Annotated in this window: 27 protein-coding genes and 1 tRNA gene; 20 read left to right on the top strand and 8 right to left on the bottom strand. The window is 29.3% G+C overall.

Annotation, left to right across the window (positions count from 1 at the left end):
- Positions 1-10 precede the first annotated feature (10 nt).
- Positions 11-673 carry a lipoyl(octanoyl) transferase LipB gene (lipB, locus tag J0H68_02460; protein MBN8827549.1) on the bottom strand — a complete coding sequence of 221 codons (663 nt, stop codon included), beginning with the start codon at positions 671-673 and terminating at the stop codon, positions 11-13.
- 167 nt (positions 674-840) lie between these two features.
- Between lipB and J0H68_02455 the strand changes: the two genes are divergently transcribed.
- From J0H68_02455 to J0H68_02440, 4 genes are all read left to right on the top strand, one after another.
- Positions 841-925, top strand: a tRNA-Leu gene (locus tag J0H68_02455).
- A 31-nt stretch (positions 926-956) separates the two neighbouring features.
- Positions 957-2,339 (top strand): magnesium transporter, encoded by a 1,383-nt coding sequence (gene mgtE, locus J0H68_02450; GenBank protein MBN8827548.1) that lies wholly within the window; start codon positions 957-959, stop codon positions 2,337-2,339.
- 1 nt (position 2,340) lies between these two features.
- A complete protein-coding gene (locus tag J0H68_02445; GenBank protein ID MBN8827547.1) occupies positions 2,341-2,496 on the top strand; it encodes a hypothetical protein in 156 nt (51 codons plus the stop codon).
- Positions 2,465-2,632, top strand: coding sequence for a hypothetical protein (locus J0H68_02440; GenBank protein MBN8827546.1), 168 nt, complete (start codon positions 2,465-2,467; stop codon positions 2,630-2,632). Before J0H68_02445 ends, J0H68_02440 begins: the two co-directional genes overlap by 32 nt.
- Positions 2,633-2,709: 77 nt before the next feature.
- Here J0H68_02440 and J0H68_02435 read toward each other — a convergent pair whose 3' ends face one another.
- The gene (locus J0H68_02435; GenBank protein MBN8827545.1) at positions 2,710-3,732 is read right to left on the bottom strand and encodes a hypothetical protein; all 1,023 of its coding nucleotides are present in this window, start codon (positions 3,730-3,732) and stop codon (positions 2,710-2,712) included.
- Positions 3,733-3,921: 189 nt separating this feature from the next.
- Between J0H68_02435 and J0H68_02430 the strand changes: the two genes are divergently transcribed.
- The 3 genes from J0H68_02430 (at position 3,922) to J0H68_02420 (ending at position 6,001) form a co-directional block, all read left to right on the top strand.
- Positions 3,922-4,677, top strand: coding sequence for a YaaA family protein (locus J0H68_02430; GenBank protein MBN8827544.1), 756 nt, complete (start codon positions 3,922-3,924; stop codon positions 4,675-4,677).
- Between the two features lies 1 nt (position 4,678).
- On the top strand, positions 4,679-5,497 hold the full coding sequence (locus tag J0H68_02425) for a diaminopimelate epimerase (protein ID MBN8827543.1): 819 nt from the start codon (positions 4,679-4,681) through the stop codon (positions 5,495-5,497).
- A 78-nt stretch (positions 5,498-5,575) separates the two neighbouring features.
- Positions 5,576-6,001, top strand: a complete 426-nt coding sequence (locus tag J0H68_02420; protein ID MBN8827542.1) for a hypothetical protein — start codon at positions 5,576-5,578, stop codon at positions 5,999-6,001.
- Here J0H68_02420 and J0H68_02415 read toward each other — a convergent pair.
- The 3 genes from J0H68_02415 to J0H68_02405 all read right to left on the bottom strand — a co-directional run bounded on the left by J0H68_02415 (position 5,998) and on the right by J0H68_02405 (position 8,715).
- Positions 5,998-6,537 carry a gamma carbonic anhydrase family protein gene (locus tag J0H68_02415; GenBank protein ID MBN8827541.1) on the bottom strand — a complete coding sequence of 180 codons (540 nt, stop codon included), beginning with the start codon at positions 6,535-6,537 and terminating at the stop codon, positions 5,998-6,000. The genes J0H68_02420 and J0H68_02415 overlap by 4 nt on opposite strands.
- A gap of 29 nt (positions 6,538-6,566) precedes the next feature.
- Positions 6,567-7,463 carry a tetratricopeptide repeat protein gene (locus tag J0H68_02410; protein ID MBN8827540.1) on the bottom strand — a complete coding sequence of 299 codons (897 nt, stop codon included), beginning with the start codon at positions 7,461-7,463 and terminating at the stop codon, positions 6,567-6,569.
- Positions 7,464-7,599: 136 nt separating this feature from the next.
- Positions 7,600-8,715: a hypothetical protein gene (locus J0H68_02405; protein MBN8827539.1), complete on the bottom strand. Its 1,116-nt coding sequence runs from the start codon at positions 8,713-8,715 to the stop codon at positions 7,600-7,602.
- A 174-nt stretch (positions 8,716-8,889) separates the two neighbouring features.
- Here J0H68_02405 and nhaA point away from each other — a divergent pair, with 174 nt between their 5' ends.
- Entirely contained in the window at positions 8,890-10,068 is a 1,179-nt protein-coding gene (gene nhaA / locus J0H68_02400; GenBank protein ID MBN8827538.1) for a Na+/H+ antiporter NhaA, read from the top strand.
- 4 nt (positions 10,069-10,072) lie between these two features.
- On the opposite strand, the gene J0H68_02395 is transcribed toward nhaA, so the two are convergent.
- Positions 10,073-11,479 carry a nitronate monooxygenase gene (locus J0H68_02395; protein MBN8827537.1) on the bottom strand — a complete coding sequence of 469 codons (1,407 nt, stop codon included), beginning with the start codon at positions 11,477-11,479 and terminating at the stop codon, positions 10,073-10,075.
- Between the two features lie 192 nt (positions 11,480-11,671).
- Positions 11,672-11,935, bottom strand: a complete 264-nt coding sequence (locus tag J0H68_02390) for a DUF2312 domain-containing protein (GenBank protein ID MBN8827536.1) — start codon at positions 11,933-11,935, stop codon at positions 11,672-11,674.
- A 142-nt stretch (positions 11,936-12,077) separates the two neighbouring features.
- Here J0H68_02390 and xth point away from each other — a divergent pair, with 142 nt between their 5' ends.
- From xth to J0H68_02350, 8 genes are all read left to right on the top strand, one after another.
- A complete protein-coding gene (gene xth / locus J0H68_02385) occupies positions 12,078-12,866 on the top strand; it encodes an exodeoxyribonuclease III (GenBank protein ID MBN8827535.1) in 789 nt (262 codons plus the stop codon).
- 105 nt (positions 12,867-12,971) lie between these two features.
- The gene (locus J0H68_02380) at positions 12,972-13,448 is read left to right on the top strand and encodes a DUF805 domain-containing protein (protein MBN8827534.1); all 477 of its coding nucleotides are present in this window, start codon (positions 12,972-12,974) and stop codon (positions 13,446-13,448) included.
- 2 nt (positions 13,449-13,450) lie between these two features.
- A complete protein-coding gene (locus J0H68_02375; GenBank protein MBN8827533.1) occupies positions 13,451-14,080 on the top strand; it encodes a DUF805 domain-containing protein in 630 nt (209 codons plus the stop codon).
- Positions 14,081-14,152: 72 nt separating this feature from the next.
- On the top strand, positions 14,153-15,283 hold the full coding sequence (recF, locus tag J0H68_02370) for a DNA replication/repair protein RecF (GenBank protein ID MBN8827532.1): 1,131 nt from the start codon (positions 14,153-14,155) through the stop codon (positions 15,281-15,283).
- A gap of 21 nt (positions 15,284-15,304) precedes the next feature.
- A complete protein-coding gene (locus J0H68_02365; protein MBN8827531.1) occupies positions 15,305-15,718 on the top strand; it encodes an HIT family protein in 414 nt (137 codons plus the stop codon).
- 161 nt (positions 15,719-15,879) lie between these two features.
- Positions 15,880-18,336 carry a DNA topoisomerase (ATP-hydrolyzing) subunit B gene (gene gyrB / locus J0H68_02360; protein ID MBN8827530.1) on the top strand — a complete coding sequence of 819 codons (2,457 nt, stop codon included), beginning with the start codon at positions 15,880-15,882 and terminating at the stop codon, positions 18,334-18,336.
- Between the two features lie 116 nt (positions 18,337-18,452).
- A complete protein-coding gene (locus J0H68_02355) occupies positions 18,453-18,959 on the top strand; it encodes a hypothetical protein (protein ID MBN8827529.1) in 507 nt (168 codons plus the stop codon).
- A 163-nt stretch (positions 18,960-19,122) separates the two neighbouring features.
- Positions 19,123-20,019 (top strand): hypothetical protein, encoded by an 897-nt coding sequence (locus J0H68_02350; GenBank protein MBN8827528.1) that lies wholly within the window; start codon positions 19,123-19,125, stop codon positions 20,017-20,019.
- Here the strand turns inward: J0H68_02350 and apaG are convergent, their stop codons facing one another.
- Complete coding sequence (apaG, locus tag J0H68_02345) at positions 20,020-20,418, bottom strand: Co2+/Mg2+ efflux protein ApaG (protein MBN8827527.1); 399 nt, start codon at positions 20,416-20,418, stop codon at positions 20,020-20,022. It abuts the gene before it with no gap.
- A gap of 265 nt (positions 20,419-20,683) precedes the next feature.
- Between apaG and J0H68_02340 the strand changes: the two genes are divergently transcribed.
- From J0H68_02340 to J0H68_02325, 4 genes are all read left to right on the top strand, one after another.
- The gene (locus J0H68_02340) at positions 20,684-21,583 is read left to right on the top strand and encodes a tetratricopeptide repeat protein (protein ID MBN8827526.1); all 900 of its coding nucleotides are present in this window, start codon (positions 20,684-20,686) and stop codon (positions 21,581-21,583) included.
- 87 nt (positions 21,584-21,670) lie between these two features.
- Entirely contained in the window at positions 21,671-22,414 is a 744-nt protein-coding gene (locus J0H68_02335) for a trypsin-like peptidase domain-containing protein (protein MBN8827525.1), read from the top strand.
- 41 nt (positions 22,415-22,455) lie between these two features.
- Positions 22,456-23,229: an NAD kinase gene (locus J0H68_02330; GenBank protein MBN8827524.1), complete on the top strand. Its 774-nt coding sequence runs from the start codon at positions 22,456-22,458 to the stop codon at positions 23,227-23,229.
- Between the two features lie 100 nt (positions 23,230-23,329).
- Positions 23,330-24,160, top strand: a complete 831-nt coding sequence (locus tag J0H68_02325) for a DUF3800 domain-containing protein (protein ID MBN8827523.1) — start codon at positions 23,330-23,332, stop codon at positions 24,158-24,160.
- The last annotated feature ends 109 nt before the right edge of the window (positions 24,161-24,269 follow it).

Genomic DNA, 24,269 nt, shown 5'->3' with positions numbered 1-24,269 from the left:
ATGACTATTATTATGAAGAAATTTGCTGAATAAAATTTTCAAATTTATTTTTTAAAATTTTGTCGAAATCTAACATTGTAATTTTTTTATTTAGATCACTTAAAGAAGTCACACCAAATTCTTTTAAACCACATGGTATTATCTGTTTAAATTTATTTAAATCAGGATGAATATTAATTGCAACTCCATGATAAGAGATCCCTTGTTTTACTCTTATACCAATTGCAGCAATTTTCGCTTCTTCAAAAGGTAAATTTTTACCCGGGGTTTTTACCCATATACCTATTCTACCTTCTCTAACTTCTCCATTAATTCCAATTTCTTTTAAACTATCAATAATCCAACATTCAAGGAGATAAACATATTTTCTAATATCAAATTCACGCATACGCTTTTTTAAATTTAACATTATATATATAACTCTTTGTCCAGGGCCATGATAAGTAACCTTACCACCTCTTCCTGTTTGAACTATTTTTATATTACCATTATTTATAACTTCACTCTCATTACCGCTAGTACCCAGAGTAAATATATCATCATGTTCTAGAAGCCATATTTTTTCCTTACCATTACCTTCTTTTATATCTAAAACCCAGTTTTCCATTTTATTTATGGAGTCTATATAAGGCTCTATACTATTAGATACGATCCATTCAATATCTTTTGTCATAAAAAATACTTTTTTACAGGTTAATTAACTATTAAACTTTTATATTATTATTTTGATATTTCTAACTTTTCAAAATTATTTCTTGCTTATTTTAAATTTTCTGTTAAGTGTACAATAAATTTACTTGAGTTTAAGTCAATTCCTTTCTATTCTTAAAGCGAATTTATGCGGTCGTGGCGGAACTGGTAGACGCGCAACGTTGAGGTCGTTGTTCCTAACAGAGTGGAAGTTCGAGTCTTCTCGACCGCACCACAAAACTTAATCAACTAAACTTGGGGTATAGATGGTCTCAAATTCAGAACACAAAGACTATCGAGGCTTTATTTATGGCCTCACCCTTGAGACGCATGAAAAAATCGATAATTTACTTGAAGAAAATAAAATTGAAGAATTTTACAAGGAAATTAAAAGACTTCATAGCGCAGATATTGCTGATTATATTTCTGTTACCTCTCCTGAGCATCGAAATAAATTTATTGATTTAACAAGCGATGACTTTGATCCTAATGTACTTGTATGTATAGATAATAACTTGAGACATATTATTATAGAGCATATTGGTTATGAAAAGACAGCTAATATAATTTCAAGCCTTGAATTAGATGATGTAATATATGTACTTGAGGCATTAGACGAAACAACCCAAAAAGAAATTTTTGAATATTTGCCTAAAACAAAAGTTTCAGCTATTGAAGAAAGATTATCATATCCTGAACATAGTGCTGGTCGTTTGATGCAGCAAAATATGATAACTGTCATGGAATATTGGACTGTATCACAGACTTTGGATTATCTTCGTAAAAACTACCGTGATTATGATAGATTTTATGAAGTGTACGTACTTGATCTTAAACATAAACCATTAGGTTCAATTGATGTAAGTAAGCTTTTATGTTCAGAGACTCACTCATTAATAAGTAATATTACAGATAAAGAATTAGTAGTTATTAAAACTGATACAGATCAGGAAGAAGTTTCATATATATTTAATCAATATGACCTTTCTTCTGCACCGGTAGTTAATCAGGAAGGAAGAGTGGTAGGGGTTATATCCATTGATGATATCGTAGAAGTAGTCGCTGAAGAAACAGAGGAAGACATGTTAAGACTTGGTGGTGTAAGCCAAAGCGATATTCATTTACCATTTATCCAAGCTGCTAAAAAACGCTTACCTTGGCTTTTTGTTAATCTTACAACTGCTTTTTTATCTTCTCAAGTTATTAGGCATTTTGAAGGAGAAATAAATAAATTAGTAGCACTTGCCGCAGTAATGCCAATGGTTGCTTCAATGGGTGGTAACGCAGGAACACAAACAATAACCGTTATGATTCGCGCTATTGCTTTAAGAGATATTGTAAGCGCTAATACTTCTAGGATTATTATAAAAGAAATCCTAACATGTGTTACAAGCGGATTATTCATTGCATTTTTTGCATGCCTTGCGTTATATTTTTTATATCATGATACTGAATTAAGCCTTGTATTTGGTATGGCACTTATTACAAATTTTTTTACAGCAGGATTAATCGGTTCTTTAACACCGATCACATTAAATAAATTAAAAATTGACCCTGCAGTTGCATCAGGAATTTTTTTAACCGCTCTCACCGATAGCATAGGTTTTTGGGCTTTTTTAATACTTGCAAAAATTCTTATAATTGGTTAGTATGAATAATAGTGAAAGAAAAAATAGACTTGCAGAAAAATTAAAAGAAAATTTGAAACGTAGAAAATTAACTACTCAAAAAGAGAAAATCGAATCTGCAAAAAATATAAAGGACGATGAAAAAAATGAAAATAATAGTAATACCAGAAGTAATTAGCACTTGGTTCTTTGTCCCTGATGAATCTATTACTTTAAAAGCTGCAAATGACTCAGTAGTTTTGCATAAACCTAAAAGATCTATCATTAGAAAATTTTTCCATGCTCTTTTCCATCCTTTTAAAAAACATAATTAAACTAAAAATATTTTTAAATAAAAAAAAGGCCGTAAGAATTAACTTACGGCCTTTTTTATTATGATAAATAGTAAGTATTATAGTTTACTAATTAATGTAGTAACTTCCTTACCTTCAGCATCAAGTCCATTACGCTTATTAGTATTTTCTTGAGCTTGTTTAACAAGCTTTTTAACTTCATAATTATAAACTTCTTCAAATTCTGGGAACGTGTTACCGCCTTTTATTTGTAAAGCTTGCACGGCACTTCCAGACCATTTAGCAAAAAGTCCACATACAAATCTTGCATCATTTTTAAAATTATGTGCTTTAATAAATTCATATGCATTATAAAGTTTGTCACCTAATTTTTTATTATTAGGATCAATTTTACCTTCATTAACTTTATTAGTTAAAAATTCATCCACCCATTCTTCAGCGGCAAATTCTTTAGCCCAGGTTGAAGCTTGTTTTGCTGCATCTGTTTCAACATTTTGACGGTTATTATTACTTGCAGCATTTAATTTCTTATCAATAAATTCTTGTACCCATTTACGAACCTTTGGTTGGTCTGCAACGCTAGCCGGCACATTATTATTTACAGGACCAGAAACTGACTTTAGGCCATTAGCTGTAGTCGTTAAAAGCTGACCATCTTTCTGCATTTTAAGAAATTCATCAACCAAGCTTGTACTTGATTTTGTAGCTGTAGCTTCTGCTGCTGATTGTTTCTTAGATTCATCTACTTCACTACGCTCAACGCTTTTAGCTAAATGTTGCGCTACATCTTTTTTCCTTTCTCTTTTAACATGTAACTGGTTTTCCATTCCAAAAAAATCTGTTGGAATGTTTGGGCTTAAGAAATTCATTAATAATTTAGCTCCACCTAATAAGCTGGATAAACCAAATCCCCAACCAATAATAGTTTTACCTATTACAGAGCTAAAAAAACTTAAAACCATTGAAGATTTCGCTAATGCTAGCGCTACAGCTATAACGCCTTGTAAATAAAACATTATAATGCCTACACCTATGCCAGCTAAAGATAAGCTAGTATACGCTAATGCTTTTTTTGTCCTCGACCCTTCTATCTCAGGCAATTTAGGAAGGAATTTAACCATTTTAATAATCCTTTTTATTATTGATATATTAATCACTGAGGGTAGTTTAACCAATTTTTAACCTAGTGTCAACAATTAATTAATAAATTAATTAAATAATTAACATTTATATTAAATAAAGAGAGTAGAATTTTATTAAAAGGTTGATTATTATGGGAAAAATATAATTTAAATAAATGTTAATTAAATATGTTTACATTACTTTCACCCTCAAAAACTATGGATAATTCAGTATCTTACGATTCTTTACCTAAGACTGAACTTATCTTTTTAAATGAATTAAAAAATTTAGTAGAACACTTTAAAAGACTTAAAAAACAAGAGCTTAGCGAATTAATGAATATTAGTGATAAGCTAGCAGAACTTAATTACAAGCGTTTTCAATCATTTCCTGAGGATTTAAGTAAAAGTAAAGAAACTCTTCAATCTTTATGCTTTTATAAAGGTGATGTATATACGGATATTGATATAAGTAATTATAAATTAGATGATTTTAACTTTGCGCAAAATTCGATACGCATTCTTTCTGGTTTATACGGTATTTTAAGACCTTTAGATTTAATATATGCCTATAGATTAGAAATGGGTATTAATACTAAAAATATTATTGGAAAAACCCTATATGAATTTTGGAGCGATAAAATAACCACTTATCTTAATAAGGAATGTAATGATTATATTATTAATTTAGCTTCAAATGAATATTCTGAGGTAATTAACCTTACCACACTAAAAGCTAAAGTTTTTAATATTGTTTTTAAGGATAATCATAAGGGTCAACTTAAAGTTATAGGACTTAACGCTAAAAAGGCACGAGGTGCAATGGCTAATTTTATTATTAAAAATCGTATTACTACTCCAAAAGACTTGCTAAACTTTACCGGCAGAGATTATAAATATACTAAAGAGCTGTCTAATGAAAATACATATACATTTATAAGATAAAATGATGATTAACTTTTATAAAATGCAAGGACTTGGTAATGATTTTGTAATTATTGATAATCGCACCAAATTATTAAATCTATCTTACGAGCAAATAATAAAAATTTGCGATCGTAAATTTGGAATTGGATGTGACCAATTAATTATATTAGAGCCTACAAAAACTGACGCTGATGTTTTAATGATAATATATAATCAGGATGGTTCAAAAGCGCTTGCTTGCGGAAACGCTAATAGGTGTGTAGGAAAACTTTTAGCAACACAACTTAATAAAAAAACCATACAAATTATTAACCAAGCAAATGATGTATTTATAGTTGATGTAGAAAATGATAATAGTATTAAATCCACCCTTCCCGCACCTAAATTTAAATGGAATCAAATTCCTTTAGCAAATGAAGTAAATAACGAATATATTATTTTTGAAGATATCCCTAATCTTCCAAAAGGATTTTATGTGAACGTGGGAAATCCTCACATAATATTTTTTGTTGAGAATATACAAACATTTAATATTGAATACTATGGTAAAATAATTGAATCACATAAAATATTTCCTGAAAGAGTAAACGTAAATTTTGCCCAAATCATTAATGATAGAACTGTTGATCTTATAACTTACGAGCGTGGAGTTGGCATAACACTTGCGTGTGGCACTGGCGCCTGCGCTACAGCTGTTTCCGCTATTAAACATAAATTATTAAAAAATGATTTAATTATTCGGATGAAAGGTGGAGACCTAAAAATTAATTGGTATAATAATGAAATCGAAATGATAGGCAATGCGGGATTTGTATTTACAGGACAAATTGAAATTTAAGCTGTTTTACCTTTGCATATTTTTTAATATACTCGTAATATTATTAAATTAGTAATTTAGTAAGGTAAAATTTATAAAATGAGTAAGAGTTGTTTTTTAAGTATTAGAACAAAAGAAAAAGTTTCTCAGTTATTAATCAACATTCCTTTAGATGAAAAGAAGTTGCAAATAATCCCTTTTTTCAAAGTTGAAGGATATAGTTTGTTATGGAATAACTTTGCTGTAAACACCAAAATTCTAATTGAAAATCTAGAAAGAGTAATATGCGATCTAAACAAGCTGAGCGAGTATTCTAGATCAGTTTGTAAAAATTACTTGGAAGATTTTAAAACATACAAAACCGACACTATAATTTTTGATCTCGCAGCGTTAATTTCAAGCAATATTTATGAGCCTGAGTATCGAGTTACAGTGCGACCTCAAGCATTAAATTTAACCTCACTTGATTTAAGAACTATTCATGATAGTAGAATAAATGATATTCAAACTACTAGAAAGCTTTAAGACAAGTTATTTAATATTTCTAGATATTCTTCAACATGAAGGCGGTAATTTTCAGCTGAGGTTTCAAAAAATTTCATTTCATCGTCAGTTAAGTTACGGAGTAGCTTCCCTGGATTACCAGCCCATAATTCTCCTTTCTTAACTACTTTTCCAGGAGTGATAACCGCACCTGCTGCAACCATTCCATATGATTCAATAATTGCTTTATCAAGAATTATTGAACCCATACCAATAAAAGCATAATCTTGAACTGTGCAACCATGTAGTAAAGCTTTATGCCCAATTGTGACGTAAGAACCTATATGAGTTGGAGCAGTTTTTCTAGTAACATGAATTACAGTTCCATCTTGAATGTTGGTGAAATCACCAATTGTAACAGGGTTAACATCCCCACGAATAACCGAATTAAACCAAATACCACATTGTTTACCAATAGTAACATCACCAATTATATAAGCGCCTGGTGCTATAAAACTACTTGTATCAATTTTTGGAAATAAATTTTTATATGGTAATATTGTACCGCGCTTTTCCATGAGAACCCTCAATTAAATTTAGTAATATATTATATTGTTTTTCTAACTTGTTCATCAAATTCTAGCGCTTTACTATGTTTCCTTTCTTCAGTAATTACTCGCCAAGTTCCCTTTGGTATAACTTTAGGCTCAAGCTCTGATAAATTAGTTTGTTTTAAATTAAATTTTTTTAACAAATCACTTATTTCCAAATCAATATTTCTTATTTTCTCCTCATAATTTTCTACTTTATGAAAGTTATTTAATTTTAAATAAATATTTTTTAACTCGGTATATGCAACTAAGCGTGCATTTTTAATTAAAGAATACGATTTTGAATTAATTGATTGCTCTTTTTTTAAATCTACTATTATATTTTTCTTATCATAGCAGGAATTAATATTGCTAAAATCTATTTTTATTACCTTTTTAAAACTCTCAATAGCTTTATCAAATTCATTTAATCCTATATGTATTCTTCCTTTACATAGCCAAGCATAAGGCTCAAAAGGCATTGTTTTGATTAATTCATCAATAGTTTGAAGTGCAGCGTAGTATTTCCCTTGTTTAAATAAGGATTCTGTAAGATATAAAGTAGTTATATCTTTATATTTACTCTCAAGTTTTAATAATTTTTCAAAACATTCTTGCGCTTCTTCATTCTTATTTAATTCAAATAGCAAAAATACTCCCTTATTATAAAGGCCTTTAACATGAAAGGGATTTTGCTTTAAGGCTTGATTATAACATTCTAGAATTTCTTCATTTAACTTAGGATTATTTTTTTTATATAAAGCCATTCCTTTACTAACTAAAACTTTTACATCAAAAGGATTTTTCTTAAGTAAACTTTCAAAACAATCTAATGCATTTTCTATATTTTCTTGATTTAAATACAATATACCTTGTTTGAATAATTCAGGGGAATCTATTAGATGCTGCAACATTAATCTCTCCAAAAAGTAGCACTAAAAATTAAATTATTAATTTCTAGCACTTAAACTAATAAAGATAAGTTAATTCGTTAGTAATTGTCAATATCATACAAAATCAGCACTTAATTTTGTAAGCTTTCCATCCGTTTTATTTTTTAGCAGACGGTACTTCTACTGAACTTCTTTTTCTAACCACTGATTCTCCAAGCATTAAACGAAAACCACTTTGCAATTCAGAAAATTCACTCGTTAAGTTTTCTACTTTATTAGCAATATCAGAAGATTTTTCAAGAAGGGTTTCAGGTAAATTTTCTATATTAGGAAAGTTATTAAGGAATTTTATTCTTTGAATAAATGGTAGATATTTCATTTCTGTATCCAATTTTTTAAATTGCTTAGTTTCTTCAAGAAAACTATTATATATCTCTTTTAATTCTTTTATATGTTTCCCAATATTGTCAGTAGTAAGATATCCTTCTACCTTAAAAATATATCTAATTATTGAATTAAAAGTAACATCATCTGATATTAGCTTATTAAATTTATTTTCATGCTCTTTAGTAGGTAAAGCACTAACTTGCTTCATGAAAAAATGTGCTGCTAGCAACTTAATAACATTTATATCTTTTTGCTCAAAGGCTTTTTGGCATAGAGCGCTCGTTATAACAACCTCAGTTGCCAACATATATTTTAATACGTCTAAATTGCTTTGAGAAATGGCTAGGTGGATACCATGAACATTTGATTTATTGGGATAATGAACTCTTAAACCAGAGGCAATAAAATATTGTATTTTTTCTAATTTTCTTTGGGAAAATAAGTTTTTCGTTTCTTCTAAAAGACCGTTAATAAATTCTTCCGGATACATAACTGAATACACAGCAATATTTTCATCATTTGAAGTTATAGCCCAATTTACTAATGAATTATTTTCTTTATCAACTTTTCCTAATGTATTAGGTACTTTTTCAACAATAACTTGAATAGCTTTTAAACTTCCCCAAGCCGCGGCAATATGAAGAGGATGAATATCGCTTGGATAAAAAGTGTATTCTGTAATTAATTTAGCATCTGCCTCAATAAGTTCTTTAATTTTATCAATATCATCCTTTAAAATTGCTAAGAATAATTGATGCATTGGAGATTTCAAATTCTCATAATTTTTACCAGTCAAACCTTTAACAAATTCTAAAGCATCTTTTTTAGGAGCAATTAAAGTTTGTTCAATTGCTCTATCAATAAGTATTTCAGATTTAACTAACATAACTCTCTCCTGTGTAAATGCATTAACAAAAGGAATAGTTAATATAGTATTAACCAGCATATACATTGTCAAACATTTAGTAACTTATAAAATTAAGGTTCCGTTTATTAATTTATTTACTTTTATCTTATATAATTTTATAATTAAATAAAATTCAATTATATTAAGTAACTTATGAAATTACTCACTAAAGCACAAATTAATGCCGATTCATTTTCAGCTTTACTATTATTTATAAGCTTACTTAGTGCATTTTTAATTAGCAACTCATCTCTATATCCTTTGTATCAGGAACTTATTGATTTAAAAATTTCTATAGAAGTTGGTGAACTTAATTTAAGTAAATCGTTATTAAAATGGGTTAATGATGGTTTAATGGCCATATTTTTCTTCCTTTTAGGTTTAGAAATGAAATATCACCTAACAGATGGTGAGTTTAAAGATAAAAAAACTCTTCTTCTACCATTTATTGCTGCTATTAGCGGATTTATTTTCCCTGTAGGTTTGTATTTACTTTTTAATTATAAAGATCAAGAAACTATTAAAGGGTGGGCAGTTCCAATTGCTACAGACACAGCTTTTGTACTTGCAATTCTAACACTTTTTAAAGATAGAATTTCTAATAGCGCTAAAGTATTTATAATCGGATTATCAATAATTGATGATGTATTAGCTGTTATAACTTTAGCTTTATTTTTTACACCTAATCTAAACTTCTTACCGCTTATTTATACAATTTTTCCAATCTCATTCATATTATTATTAGCTTACTTTAAAGTTACAGAGAAATCTTTATATTATATTTCAGGTATTATTTTATGGTTTCTAACTATTAAAGCAGGAGTGCATGGAACCATCGCCGGAATTGTTACAGCTCTTTTAATTCCTACAGTAATAAAAGAAAAAGGCGAATCTAAAGTATATTTGGTTAAAGAAATGGAAATGTCGTTTCATAAATTTGTAGCTTATTTTGTTTTACCTTTATTTGCGTTTGTAAATTCCGAATTACCTTTAAAAGAACTTTCATTAAATGATTTCTTTTCAACAATTACTTTAGGAATATTTGTAGGATTAATTATAGGTAAATCATTAGGAATTTACTTATCATCTTATGCCCTTATAAAAATGAAAATATGCAATTTACCAGATGATACAAATTATTTACAGTATTTTGCCTTATCAGTCGCAGGAGGCATGGGTTTTACGTTAAGTTTATTCATAGGATTACAAGCTTTTAGCTCGGAACCCTTAATCAATCAAATGAAATTAGGCGTTATTTTAGCATCAATAGTTTCAGCTTTAACAACATTTATCATCTTAAAATTTGATAGAAAGATTAATTTAAATAAGTAATAAATTAATCACCTAACATTATTCTTTCCACTAATTGTTTCACTGTAGGAATAAAACCATTTGCATAAAATGGATCTTGACCAAATTTATAAGCATTATGCCCTGAGAACATAAGTTGATTATCTATGTCATCACCATGAATAATAGTTTGTAATGTTTTTTGAATACAAAAACTTCTTGGATCAGCTTTTTTACCCGTATTATATTCATCATGATCAAGCCAGTTACTAAATTTGCATGCACTTAAACAGCCCATACAATCTATTTGATCTTTCACAATTTCTTGTTCTTTTTCGTAAGTTACAAAAATTAAAGTTTCATCCGGTGTTCTCATTGCTTCAGCGAAGCCTTGATTAATCCAACCTTTAGCTTTTTCTAAATCATTTTCTTTAAGATAAACCGCTCTGCCACGAGCACCAATATTTAATACAGCAGTAAATTCACCTTCAGGTTTTGTTCTATATTCTATTTGTCTTTTATTTCTAGCATCTAGTTCATCAATAAATTGATTTCTCACTGCAGATGAATAAAAACCTGTAGGGCTAAATCTATTTAAGAAAACATCGCCTTTTTTAAGAGTAACTAACTTTCTTTTCCAAGCAAGAGATACTGGGCTTTCAGTAGTTAAAAGAGGTCTTGTACCATATTGGAAAGCAACTTTTCCTATTTCAGGATTATCTAACCAATCGTTCCAATCTCTTAAAAACCAAACGCCACCAGCCATTATAATTGGCACTTCTTGAAGGCCAACTTCATTCATGAATTTTCTAATTTCAGCAACCCTTGGATATGGGTTTTCTGGCACTTCAGGATCTTCTGAATTTGATAATCCATTATGACCGCCTGCAAGCCATGGATCTTCATATACAACACCACCAATTAAGTGTGGAGCTTTGTGATAAGAACGTTTCCAAAGCGCTCTAAAAGCACGCATTGAAGAAACAATTGGATAATAATAAACATTATAAGTTTCTGCAATTTCAGCAAGTTTGTATGGCATTCCTGCACCACAAGTTATTCCATGAACCAAACCTTTTGTATTTTCAAGTACACCCTGTAAAATACGCTCAGCGCCACCCATTTCCCATAAAACATTCATATGAACTCTTCCTTGTCCATTTGACATTTCATGAGCAATTTTAGCTTGGGTAATTCCACCTTCAATACCCATTTGTACTAATTCTTCGTGTCTTTCTTTACGAGTCCTACCTTTATAAACCACAGGAATAATATTTCCATTTTCATCATAAGTGTCAGGATTAACACCTGAAAATGTACCGACAGCACCAGCAGCAGCAAAGGCACCCGAAGTTAAACCGTTGCTTACACCAATACCCTTACCACCTTCAATTATTGGTAGAACTTCTTTACCTGATATAACGACGGGCTTAATAGAATTAGTAAGAGCCATATTTACTTTTATCCTTAATGTAGTTTTATTTTTTGGGGCAATCCCAGTTAACTTTGTCAGGCTATTATAAAAATATTATTCATTTTAGCAAGCAAATTATAAAATTCTAAGCGATAACATATTGGTATGAATATATTTTTTTTAATTACTTAAATAATCGAATAGCCTAATTTATATAAATTTAATTATTATTTATTCAGCAAGAACTTTTTGACCCATTCCGAGCGCATCCATATAAGTCTCTAAAACCATTTGGGCCTCTTCAAGTTCACCTTGATCTTTTTTACGAATTTTTATAATTGTTTTTAAAGCTTTTGTGTCAAAGCCATTTGATTTTGCTTCTGCGTAAATTTCTTTAATGTCATTTAATACATTAGCTTTTTCTTCTTCCATTCTTTCAATTCTTGCGACATATTGTTTTAATAAGTCCGCAGAAACCATATAAGCGTCACTCATAAACTCTCCTAATTTTTGTGATTTAAATTAAATACAAAATTGCTAAAAAGCAAGGCTTATAATTTTTTTTCAAAATATATATTTGCAATATATATACTATATAATATATTTCCTTATTCTCATTCAAATTATGGCTAGATTTATGCGTTTAAAAGTTACTTCATGGAACGTAAATTCTGTTAGAGCGCGAATAACTCATTTACAAGATTTTTTGCAAAGAGTATCGCCTGATATAGTGTTACTCCAAGAACTTAAATGTGAAGAAGCACAATTTCCTAAATCTATAATTGAAGATTTAGGTTATGAAGTAATTATTCATGGGCAGAAAAGTTTTAATGGCGTGGCAATACTTTCAAAATTTAGAATTGAAGAACATTCTATAACTTTTAAAGAAGATCCTAACCCAGAGCAATCACGTTATATTGAAGCTGTAATTAATGTTAATGGTAATGTAATAAGAGTCGCTTCTGTTTATGTCCCAAATGGAGAAAGTTTAACTAGTCAAAAATATACCTATAAACTTCAATTTTATGAATCATTACTTCTTCATTTACAGCAAATATATTCATGGAACGAGAAATTTATAATTGGTGGAGATTTTAACGTTGCACCTGATTCGATAGATGTTTATGACCCAAAACAATTTTGTGATTCAGTTTGCTTCTCATTACCAGAAAGAAAAGCCCTACATAAAATTACTAATATGGGTTTACTTGATAGCTATCGCTTGCTTTACCCAAATGAAAAAGGTTTCACATGGTGGGATTATCGAGCTGGAGCCTGGAAACGAAATGAAGGTATGAGAATCGATCATATACTTATTTCACCTGAGATTGCGGATAATTACAGTAATTTTATTATTCATAAGGAAGAAAGAGATAAACAAACCCCTTCTGACCACGTACCAATTACTGCTGAATTTGAATTATAAAATCCTAAGTCTAAAAATATAGTTAATTAATTATTAATGACTATTGACAATTTATTAATTTTTATATAATAGTTAATATTTAAACTTTATATAAGGCTATTAATTATGGGTTTTATTCAAGCAATTCAGTCAGCATACTTAAAAGTGTTCGATTTTTCAGGAAGAGCCTCAAGATCAGAATATTGGTATTTTGTTTTATTTACTTTTATATTAGGCTTTTTATATGGAATGATAGGAGTATTTAATAATACACTCCAGATATTACTTAAATCTTATATAATTTCAGTAATTAGCTTTATAATTATGTCCGTTCCGTACTATACGGTATCAGTGAGACGCCTTCATGATATAAATTTTAGTGGAAATTGGATTATACCACTAATTATTTTTGATATTATTCAGAAAACGCTCTCAACTTTTCTCCTTTCACATTCGGCTAATCCGACGATTATAATGGTAGTAATTGTAATTTGCATTGCGCAATTATTTTATATGATTTTAATGGCGCAACCAGGTACCAAAAGCTCAAATAAGTACGGTCCTAATCCATTAGATAAAACTTTTCAAAAAATAGAGGCATAATCATGAATTTTTTTCAAGCAATAAAATCAGCTTTTGTAAGATCGTTTGATTATAAAACTAGATCGTCAAGATCAGAATATTGGTATTTTTTCTTATTTGATATCATATTAACTATGTTACTTATGCCCTTATTCACTTCTTTAACTAGTTTAATATTAGTATTTTTCAAACATAAATATCCGCATAACACTGCATTAACCGTAGATTACATAGCATTTTTTGCACTATTAGTGAAATGCCTTCCAAGCTTTATTACTGTAGCTCCCAAATACGCGCTTGTATCAAGACGTTTCAATGATTTAAATTTAAACGCAAAATGGTTAATACCTGCTTTTATCTTTGATTTTTTAATAAAATATGTCACACCAATTGCATTAGGTATATTAGCTTTCATTTATAGTGATAAAATTAATTCGGCAGATTTTTATAACTACTTAACTTCTTTAAATGATTCAAATTCTCTTGAAAATTATTTTGATATAGCAGTTGAAATTTTTACTTTAGTAGGAATTTTACTTATCCTAATTTATTTAGTGATTTTTATTATAATGATGTGCTTTAAGGGAACTAGCGGTTCTAACAAATACGGACCTAATCCATTAGAAAAAGATAATAAAATTACGACAATTTAATTTGCTTATTGCTTCCATATAGTTTTTTGAATAGAGTGCTAGAATTATTAAATTTTAGCACTCTATTCATTTATGGAAAATAATAAATTTTATTCCATTACTTCTATCCTTTTAGAAAATTTTAGAAATTATAAAAATTTATTAGTCCAAACTGACAATAAATCAGTATTTATTGCAGGCCATAATGGCGCTGGAAAAACAAGTATTTTAGAAGCAATTTCTCTTCTCTATCCTGGCAAAGGTATGCGAGGCGCGTCAGGTGAAGAGATAATGCATAATCAAAAAGATCTCTGGTCTGTTTATAGCAAAATTAAAGTAAATGATGAAGAATATACAATTGGAACAGCATTAACAAACCAAAATAATAAAACACATAAAAGAATAATAAAAATTAACAGTGAACTTGTTAAATCAGCAAACGAATTAACTAAACACATTAGCCTGCTTTGGTTAACCCCACAAATGGAACCAATATTTATTTCTGGCGTACAAAACAGAAGAAAATATTTAGATAGAATGGTATATAATTTTGATTCTGACCATGCAAGAAAAATTACTAAATATGAAAAAAAACTTAAAGAAAGACAAATCCTTTTAAAAAGTCAAAATTACGATAATGAATGGGTTAAAGTTATTGAACAAGAATTAGTAAAACTTAATATTGAGATTGCAATAGCTCGTTTTAAAACTATTGAAATTATTAAACAAGAAATTAGCAATTTTAACAGTAATTTTCCACGTTTAAAAATAGAAATTAAATGTGAAGTAACTGCAGAAATTCTACGCGATCGTGAACACGCTGTTGAAAACATTACAAAATATTTATTTAACAATCGTAAAATAGATTTTTTATCTGGAAGAACAAAATATGGTGTTCACAAATCTGACTTAGAAATAAGGCATTTTGAAACTGATTTACCTTTAAGTAATTGTTCAACAGGCGAACAAAAAGCTATGTTAGTTTCTTTAACAATTTATCAGGCTTTAGCTAAAAAAAGTCTTAACCACCCTTCTCCAATCTTGCTTCTTGATGAAATTCTAACTCATCTTGATAAGGAAAGAAGCCACGAATTACTTAAAGTTATTGGCAATTTAAAAATGCAAGCTTGGGTAACAAGTACAGATATTGACTTTTGGAATGAAATTGATTTTCCTTCTAAATTTTTAGTTATAGAAAATTCAAACATTATTAAAGAAGTGTAGAATTTTATTTATGAGGAATTTATGAGTAACGATACATTTATACTAGATGAGCGTCTTAAAAATGATGGAGTTAAGCTCACAGACCTAAAGTTGAGCCAAGTAATATTGGTTGATAATTCCTTATTTCCATGGATTGTATTAGTCCCTAAAAAAAATGATTTAAAAGAAATAATTGATTTAAGTGAACAAGATCGAATTACATTAATGGAGGAAATTAGTTTTATTTCAAATGTAATGAAAGAAATTTTCGCACCAGATAAATTAAATGTAGCAGCTTTAGGAAATATCGTTTCTCAATTACACATTCATGTAATAGCTAGATATACAAACGATTCAGCTTGGCCGAACCCAGTTTTCGGTAGAGAAAAAGAGCCTTATACTGCAGCCCAACGTGAAATAATAATAAATAAATTTTTATCGTTTTTAGAAAAATAACTGTTTAAATAAATAAAAGTTTTTTATATTCTAAATTCATTAAAAAACATATATTTACAAACTATTTTTTATTGTAGAAAGTACTAGCGTATATAATGTAAATAGTGTATAATATTTAACGATTAAAAAAAATATTAACAACAATGACAAAGTCTGACAACATGAATCAAACCAACACAGCGGAAAACGTTAATAAATCTTATACAGCAGAATCCATTACAGTTTTAAAAGGTCTTGAAGCGGTTAGAAAAAGACCTGGAATGTATATTGGTGATACAGATGATGGTTCCGGTCTTCATCATATGGTATATGAAGTTACCGACAACTCTATTGACGAATCCCTTGCAGGTCACTGTGATCGTGTTGAAGTAATTATCAATGAAAATGGATCTGTAACTGTTACAGATAATGGTAGAGGTATTCCGGTTGATATCCACACTGGCGAAGGAGTTTCAGCAGCAGAAGTAATCATGACTCAATTGCATGCTGGTGGTAAATTCGACCATAATTCATATAAAGTTTCAGGCGGTCTTCATGGTGTTGGTGTATCCGTAGTGAACGCTTTATCAACCTGGCTTGAACTTACTGTATGGCGCGATGGTAAAGAACATTTTATGCGCTTTAGAGACGGTGTAGCAGAAGCACCTCTTAAAGTAGTACAACCATGTCCTTCAGATAAAACAGGTACTGCCATTACTTTTTTACCTTCGACAGAGATTTTTACAAATATAGAATTTGATAGAGGAACTTTAGAACATAGATTTAGAGAATTAGCATTCTTAAATTCAGGTGTAAGAATAGTTCTTTATGATAAACGCTCAGAAGAAGCTTACGAGCAAGAATTTTATTATGAAGGTGGAATTTCTGCATTTACTGCTTACTTAGATCGCGCAAAAACACCAGTTCATCAAACAATTGCTATTAGCGGTGAGCAAGAAGGAATTTCTGTAGAAATAGCGATGCAGTGGAATGATAGTTATCATGAAAATCTATTATGTTTTACTAATAACATTAGACAAAATGACGGTGGTACTCACCTTATTGGTTTTAAAGCTGCTTTAACCAGGGTCTTAAATAATTATGCACAAAATAATAATATATTTAAAAAAGAAAAAATAAACTTTACAGGTGATGATGCTCGCGAAGGATTAACAGCTGTAATTTCCGTAAAAGTTCCAGATCCAAAATTTTCATCACAAACCAAAGATAAACTTGTTAGCTCTGAAGTAAGGCCAGTTGTAGAATACGCAGTCGCTGAAAGATTAGAAAAATGGCTTGAAGAACACCCAACAGAAGCAAAGCTTATTGTAAGTAAAATCGTTGAAGCCTTTTCAGCACGTGAAGCTGCTAGAAGAGCACGTGAACTTGCTCGTCGCAAGGGTGCATTAGACATAAACAACTTACCTGGCAAGTTAGCTGATTGCCAAGAAAAAGACCCAGGATTATCTGAATTATTTATTGTAGAAGGTGATTCTGCGGGTGGTTCAGCAAAACAAGGTAGAAGTCGTGTATTCCAAGCTATTTTACCATTACGCGGTAAAATTTTAAACGTTGAAAGAGCAAGATTTGATAAAATGCTTAGCTCAAGTGAAATTGGAACACTTATTACTGCTCTTGGAACAGGTATTGGTAAAGAAGAATTTAATATTGATAAACTTCGTTATCATAAAATCATTATTATGACAGATGCTGACGTAGACGGTGCTCACATTAGAACTTTACTTTTAACATTCTTTTATCGTCATATGAGAGATTTAATTGATAGAGGATATATTTACATTGCTCAACCACCTTTATATAAGGTAAAGAGGGGAAGTAATGAACAATATCTTAAAAATGAACAAGCGCTTGAAGATTATTTACTTAATTCTGCTTTAGAAAATGCCAGCATTAAAACTTCAAAGAATGAATATCGAGATAACGCTTTGTTATTAATTATAAGGAAAATGATGCGTTTTAATATGTTATGCGGCATATTAGGGCGTAAAACCTCGTCTAGTATAATTCAAGCCTGTGCATTTGCTGGAATTTTTAAGCAAGGTTCAACTGATATAGCTTTATATGAAAATGGTACAGCTAATACTAAATTAATGTTGGAATTAACTGAAAAAGCTAACCAATTGATTTCTGTTTATAATTTAAATTCCGAAGATGAAAAATGGAATGTTAAAGTTGATGATAATACTTATACAGTTTTAAAAACTATAAGAGGATTAGATCACGTTTATAAATTTGATGAACATTTCATGAAATTACCAGAAGTTAACGAAATAGTTACAATTCTTGAAACACTTAATGAATTTTTTGATGGTAGTGCAACATTCTATAGAAAAAATGATGAGCATAAATTAACCTCTCCTATCTCTTTTATGAATTATTTACTTGAAATTGGTAGAAAATCGTTTACAATTCAAAGGTTTAAAGGGCTTGGTGAAATGAATGCTGAGCAATTATGGGATACTACACTAAATCCTGAAACGAGAACCCTTTTACAAGTTAAGGTTCACGGCAATGATAATGCTGAAGAAATTTTTTCGACTTTAATGGGTAGTGTAGTTGAACCTAGAAGAGAATTTATACAAGAAAACGCTTTAAAAGTAGTTAATATTGATATATAAGACTTTTTAGTCTTTAAACTAGTTAATTTTTTAATACATTAGCGAAAACTATTGTCTTTCGCTATAAAACGTTTAATATATATATTATAAGACACTAAGACAGTAGTAATTATATTATGTTTGATGAGATAAATTATAGCCTTATTATTGATGACGCATTGCATTATGCAGTAAAAAAGGTATTAGAATTAACACAAAGGCAAGGATTAATTGGTAATCACCATTTCTTCATTTCTTTTGTTACTACATATCCCGGAGTTAATCTTTCTGAGAGAATTCGTAGTAAATACCCTGATGAAATAACTATTGTATTGCAACATCAATTTGAAGATCTTAAAGTTGAAGATCATCAGTTCAGTGTAACTTTAAGCTTTAACAATGTTAAAGAAAAAGTTGTAATCCCTTTTGCAGCTTTAACAGCTTTTGCTGACCCTAGCGCAAAATTTGGACTTCAATTTAGACAAGCTGATGAAAATTTTTCTGAAAGTAAACAGACTAGCGCTCCTCCTGTACGTGAAAATGAAAACATCACTTTATTAGATGATGAAAACATTGAAGCTAAAGCAAATGTTATTGATTTAAAAAGCTTTATGAGAAATAAAAAAAATAATAAAAAAGACTAAGATTTTATTTATTTCTTTGCTCCTATTTGTCGCTTTTACTTATTAAATTTTATAATCTTTAAAAATCAATATGTTAGATTGTACGCTCCCCTTAAACCTTGACAATTTAAACAAAATTAGTTAACATATAGTTAATTAATTAATACTTATTAAGGTATCTATAATGATAACTTTGCCATTTTATGCTTTAACATCAGGAATTTACGGTGTTTCATTGGTTTTAACTTTGTTAAATAAACAAAGAATGAACCGTGAAAAAGAGGTGAAAAACAATGAAGAAATAAATAAATTGCGCGAAGCGAGAATAAACTTATTTCGTAGAAAGAATGGTATTGATCCCGATGCAAACGCATTGCAAAATATTGAAGATGAACTTGCTCGAATCTCACAAGGTTTAAGAAAAGAAAATTATTTTTCTGTTATAGGAAATTTTTTAAGCAATTCGCTTTTTGTTACAATGTGCATTTTCACAGCGAGCCCGATTGGTGGAATTGCATATTCACTTTTAAACCCAGGCTATGGTACAATTATACCTATCGCAGGCCTTTGGGCAGTTGGTTTTGGTTACGCTTTTAAATATTACAATGAATTAACAAAAGCAAAAGATAAAGATGGTAAGGAAACTCAACCTTCAAAGCTAAGTGAAATTTATACCGATATAAAGTCTTTTAGTTTTAAAGGTATAGGTTCGACTCTTAAAAGATCCATTAGTTCTTGGACACAAACCTTAGAAACATTAACTTTAGTAAGTGGTTTTGTTGGCGCGATTATTTTACCAAGATTCCGCCCTTTAACTTCAACAATGCTTGCTGTATTAGGGATGGTAGCTTCATTATTACTAGATAATGAGAAAAAAGCGGAAACTGTAAATAAAACAGTAAATAACATAGCGAGTAACACTTATTATACAGCGCGTGATTTGCCAGATAATACTAAAAGATTTGTAAAAGCTATTCCAAGAAAAACTAAGGATGCTATTGGCTGGCCTTTAGGTAAACTAAGTGACATATTCTTTAATTATGGAAATACTGTTAGAAACGATACATTTAGAGGCTTATAATTAATTTAACCATGTAGTCCTATCAGAAGACTCAAGCGCAAAGGATGGAATAATGGCAACTACGCTTTCCCCTGTATCACAGTTAAGCATCTCGTAGTTGCCTACCATCATTCCAGATGAAGTATGAATTACTGCCTGACTTGTATATTCGAAGCTATCATTAGGCTCTAAAATTGGCTGTTGGCCAACTACCCCTGCTCCATACACTTCTTTTATACAGCCATTGCTATCAATTATATTCCAATATCTAGAAACTAATTGATATATATTTGATGATAAATTTTCTATTTTAATTGTATACGACCAAATATATTCCATTTTTTCTGGCTTTGAAACATCTGATTCATAAATAGCAACAGCAGTAATTTTGATATCGTGAGTAGTATTTTCAAATTGCATTTCAAGACTCAAGATCTCTTTCCTTTTTAAACACTTAATTTATAATAATTTATTTTACATAAAACTTAAACAAATGCCAAGATAAACAACTTAATTAGGAAATATATATTTGAAATTTAGGTTAAAATTCTCTTTATTTTTCATTTTTATTTATAGTTTTTTATTAAAATATAACATTTATTAAAAATATTAACAAAAAAAGCTTTATTTTTTGCAAAATTTCTAATTTAATAATTTAATTGTTATACTGTTAATAGGTAAGTCCATGTTAGCTCAAACTAGCAAAACTCTTTGTTCATCAAATCCAAAGATAAATTCAGATGTAAAAGGTGGTTTGAATCGCCCTCTTCCATTGCAAGCTGTAATACTCGAAAGAATTGATGAGGGTATAACGTTGATGAAAGAAAAAAAGTGGGACAAAGCTATTTATTACATAAAAAATACGCTTAAACTAATAGATGAATATTTAGAAGAAGACCTTCCTGAATATACTTATGAAAATTGTTTATATTTTATAGGCACCAGCTTTGAACAATCTGGTAATTTAAAAGAAGCTTTAAAATATTATAAAAGATCTTTTGAAAATCATTTTTTTAATGAAGAAACTAAAAAAAATAAAAAGTTTGCAAGCGTAATTCTTAAAACAGTTTTTCATGCAAATGAAAATTATTCAAATATATTGAAGAACCTTTTAAAAATCGAATGGTATAGAACTTGCTTTTCAAAAATTATTATTGCTAGTTTTACTACTAACAAGTCTGAAAATTTTTATGAAAGATATTGTACGTATTATTATTACCTAAACTTTATGATAGATAATTTTAGTAAAAATTATGGGTTCACATATCCTGATATTTTTAAAGGAATAATTGCTATTGCTGGAGATTCGAAAAGAACACTGTCAGATAATAAGACTAACTATATATATTTTTCACTTCAAAATAGACATTTATTAGAGAAATTTCTTGAACATTTTAAAAGTGATTTAGATGAAATTTCTAAATTGTCTATTAAAAATTTAATAGAAGAAGAAAATAGGTATCAACTTAAATTTATGAAAAAACAAAAAGTTAATCAAATGCCACAAAATTATATTACATTTCGTGGATTAGTAACAGATAATAATAAATCTATAAAAAACAAGGCATTAAGTGGCGCTCATTAAAAAAGCTACTCCTTAGAATTGTATAATAAATTAAACTATTGTATAATTAATTAATAAATTTACTTTTTCGTAATTTTTATTAATTTTATGCATAAAAAACAGTTATTTATTATATTATTTATTATTTTTAACTCGGTAAATGCTTATTCCGAAACTAAAGTTACTACTGAATGGGATAGAGTAAGATTCCGCAATTTATCTCAAGGTACTTATAATGTTTCAAGTGGAACAGGCTTTTTTGTTAATAATGTTCATGTTGTTACAAATTATCACGTAATTGAAAACTGCGTTAATTATAGCGCTCGTGGCGCTATAGAACCTTCACCCTTGGAATTAGTTGCATTTGATAAAAACCTTGATCTGGCTATTTTACGTGCTTCTGCTTCCCCCAAAAAAATTGCAACTATAAGGCAAAATACTTCTTCGATACAAAAAGGTGATATGGTGTATGTAATGGGCTATCCACTAGAAAGAGGTGAAACAGGCTTATATAATTTAATAAATGTATTTATTACAAGCTATGACTATCAAGATGCAACCAAATTAATTGAATTTACTGTTGAAACTATAAATCATGGAAATTCTGGTGGGCCATTACTTGACGGAAATGGTAACATTATAGGAATTGTTCAAGGAAAAATTACAAGATATTTGAATGACAAAGTAGTTGATAAACAAGGTTTAGCTATTAGAAGCGAAGTACTGGAAGCATTATTAAAAGTTTTAAAAATACCCTATACTCCTGCTCAAAATTTAAGTACTTATAATAACATGCGTCCTGATTTAGTCGCAAAGGATTTTATTGTTAACATTCATTGCATAAAAAAATAAAGCGATTATAATTACCTAGTACATTATTAAATAAATTTATTATGAAAATACATTGTATCGCTGATACTTCCCCTACTGCACAAGAAGCTCTAAATCTAATAAAACAGCATAACCCATCTTTAATATTTGAAGAACCTGGAATTACAAAAGAAGAAGTCATTATAGTAGTAATTGGCGGTGATGGTTTTATGCTTCACATATTACACAAATATATAAAGTTACCGCATCGGTTTTTTGGCTTAAATGCAGGCACCGTAGGATTTTTAATGAATCAGTTTTCACCTGATAATTTAATTAAGCGTATAGAAGAAGCTGAATTAACTGCTTTACATCCATTAAAAATGGAAATTGTTGATATAAATAATAACAAAAATGATGCTTTAGCCATAAATGAAGTAGCACTTTTCCGCCAAACAAATCAATCAGCACATCTAAAAATTTCAATTAACAATAAGGTTAAATTAGAGCAAATGGTAGGTGATGGAATATTAATTTCAACTCCAGCCGGAAGCAGTGCTTATAACTTTTCAGCTGGCGGACCTATTATACCATTAGAAGCAAATATTCTTGCTTTAACTGCCCTTAATCCTTATAGACCAAAACGATGGAGTTGCGCCCTAATTCCTGATACTTCCGAAGTGGAAGTAGAGATTCTAAACCATGAAAAAAGGCCAGTTGGGATAAGTGCTGACTTTATAGAATATAGAGATGTTTTAAACGCTAAAATTTATTTAGATCGTACAAAAGACATTAAATTACTATTCGATCCTGAACATTCTCTTGAAGAACGTATACTTAATGAGCAGTTTAAATAATATCTTATTATAAACAAATTTAGTTTTTAATTTACAAAACTCTTTTATATAATTAATTTTAAGTTTATAAAAGCTATATATATTTATATTGAATAAACTTATGAAGTATCCTTTTATTTTTATCGATGAAAGTGGTGTAACTGATGACCCTAATAGACCTCAGCCTTATTATTCAATTGGTTTATTAAAAGTATATGATAGCGCAAAAATTACATGGCAAATTTTACAAGCTTATAATAAATCATTTTCTGTTTTAAGATCTAATAGAAAAAAGTTAATTACCGATTTACAGAAAGAACCAAGAATTTTAACTGATAAAGAATTAAATTCGTTACTTGCTTCAACAACTCACTATGAATACAAGTTTTCTGCTGTACGACAAGATAACCTTGATTTATATAAATCCTTTATCAATATTTTATTTAAAAATAAGTTTCATTTTTGTGCTTTTGTTGTTAACAGAAGAGATATAAATTACGATCAAAAAATTCATGATAATTATTGGGAAGCTTATTTAGGTTACTGTAAGACAGTATGTAAATGTAATATTGCCAAGAATGAAAGAGCAACTGTTATTGCAGATTATATGAATAAACCAAAGTCTTCTATGAAACTTCTTGAAACCGAATTACTTTCATTAACTAATATAAATAACGTTTTACGTAGTCAGTCACTTGGCACACCTCTTTTACAAGCGTGTGATATATTACTTGGCGCCGTAGCCTTGCAGCATAAAATTAAAGCTGACGTTCTTGATACATCTTCAAAAAACTTTCAAGCAAAATTTGAATTAAGTAAATATATTGAAGAAAAGCTATTTGGTGATTTTGACTTTAGATTATCAGGAAAAGCTATTACACGAAATATTAAAAAAGATAGTATTTATTTTAGCGTGTTTCCACTTAAGATGCAAAAAGAAGTAGATAAGTAGGGGTGCGCGGAAATCCAGGCGCCCTACTCATCATAAATGATATTATATTTTAACCTATTTGTCAAGATATTGATAAAACATTTCAAAGAAACTAAATTGAATATCATTA

This window comes from Sphingobacteriia bacterium, from assembly GCA_017304685.1.
In the GTDB taxonomy this organism is placed as follows: domain Bacteria; phylum Pseudomonadota; class Alphaproteobacteria; order Rickettsiales; family 33-17; genus JAFKLR01.
The sequence above is the reverse complement of the archived record's forward strand: the minus strand, read 5'-3'. Positions and strand labels throughout refer to the sequence as shown.

Coding starts and splice junctions, on each gene's coding strand:
- mgtE (MBN8827548.1), top strand. CDS start 957: ATGGTCTCAAATTCAGAACACAAAGACTATCGAGGCTTTATTTATGGC.
- J0H68_02395 (MBN8827537.1), bottom strand. CDS start 11,479: ATGGCTCTTACTAATTCTATTAAGCCCGTCGTTATATCAGGTAAAGAA.
- J0H68_02340 (MBN8827526.1), top strand. CDS start 20,684: ATGTTAGCTCAAACTAGCAAAACTCTTTGTTCATCAAATCCAAAGATA.
- apaG (MBN8827527.1), bottom strand. CDS start 20,418: ATGCAATTTGAAAATACTACTCACGATATCAAAATTACTGCTGTTGCT.
- J0H68_02430 (MBN8827544.1), top strand. CDS start 3,922: ATGTTTACATTACTTTCACCCTCAAAAACTATGGATAATTCAGTATCT.
- recF (MBN8827532.1), top strand. CDS start 14,153: ATGGAAAATAATAAATTTTATTCCATTACTTCTATCCTTTTAGAAAAT.
- J0H68_02405 (MBN8827539.1), bottom strand. CDS start 8,715: ATGTTAGTTAAATCTGAAATACTTATTGATAGAGCAATTGAACAAACT.
- J0H68_02365 (MBN8827531.1), top strand. CDS start 15,305: ATGAGTAACGATACATTTATACTAGATGAGCGTCTTAAAAATGATGGA.
- xth (MBN8827535.1), top strand. CDS start 12,078: ATGCGTTTAAAAGTTACTTCATGGAACGTAAATTCTGTTAGAGCGCGA.
- J0H68_02355 (MBN8827529.1), top strand. CDS start 18,453: ATGTTTGATGAGATAAATTATAGCCTTATTATTGATGACGCATTGCAT.
- J0H68_02375 (MBN8827533.1), top strand. CDS start 13,451: ATGAATTTTTTTCAAGCAATAAAATCAGCTTTTGTAAGATCGTTTGAT.
- J0H68_02410 (MBN8827540.1), bottom strand. CDS start 7,463: ATGTTGCAGCATCTAATAGATTCCCCTGAATTATTCAAACAAGGTATA.
- J0H68_02435 (MBN8827545.1), bottom strand. CDS start 3,732: ATGGTTAAATTCCTTCCTAAATTGCCTGAGATAGAAGGGTCGAGGACA.
- J0H68_02330 (MBN8827524.1), top strand. CDS start 22,456: ATGAAAATACATTGTATCGCTGATACTTCCCCTACTGCACAAGAAGCT.
- J0H68_02335 (MBN8827525.1), top strand. CDS start 21,671: ATGCATAAAAAACAGTTATTTATTATATTATTTATTATTTTTAACTCG.
- nhaA (MBN8827538.1), top strand. CDS start 8,890: ATGAAATTACTCACTAAAGCACAAATTAATGCCGATTCATTTTCAGCT.
- J0H68_02415 (MBN8827541.1), bottom strand. CDS start 6,537: ATGGAAAAGCGCGGTACAATATTACCATATAAAAATTTATTTCCAAAA.
- J0H68_02390 (MBN8827536.1), bottom strand. CDS start 11,935: ATGAGTGACGCTTATATGGTTTCTGCGGACTTATTAAAACAATATGTC.
- J0H68_02380 (MBN8827534.1), top strand. CDS start 12,972: ATGGGTTTTATTCAAGCAATTCAGTCAGCATACTTAAAAGTGTTCGAT.
- lipB (MBN8827549.1), bottom strand. CDS start 673: ATGACAAAAGATATTGAATGGATCGTATCTAATAGTATAGAGCCTTAT.
- J0H68_02420 (MBN8827542.1), top strand. CDS start 5,576: ATGAGTAAGAGTTGTTTTTTAAGTATTAGAACAAAAGAAAAAGTTTCT.
- J0H68_02325 (MBN8827523.1), top strand. CDS start 23,330: ATGAAGTATCCTTTTATTTTTATCGATGAAAGTGGTGTAACTGATGAC.
- J0H68_02425 (MBN8827543.1), top strand. CDS start 4,679: ATGATGATTAACTTTTATAAAATGCAAGGACTTGGTAATGATTTTGTA.
- gyrB (MBN8827530.1), top strand. CDS start 15,880: ATGAATCAAACCAACACAGCGGAAAACGTTAATAAATCTTATACAGCA.
- J0H68_02440 (MBN8827546.1), top strand. CDS start 2,465: ATGAAAATAATAGTAATACCAGAAGTAATTAGCACTTGGTTCTTTGTC.
- J0H68_02445 (MBN8827547.1), top strand. CDS start 2,341: ATGAATAATAGTGAAAGAAAAAATAGACTTGCAGAAAAATTAAAAGAA.
- J0H68_02350 (MBN8827528.1), top strand. CDS start 19,123: ATGATAACTTTGCCATTTTATGCTTTAACATCAGGAATTTACGGTGTT.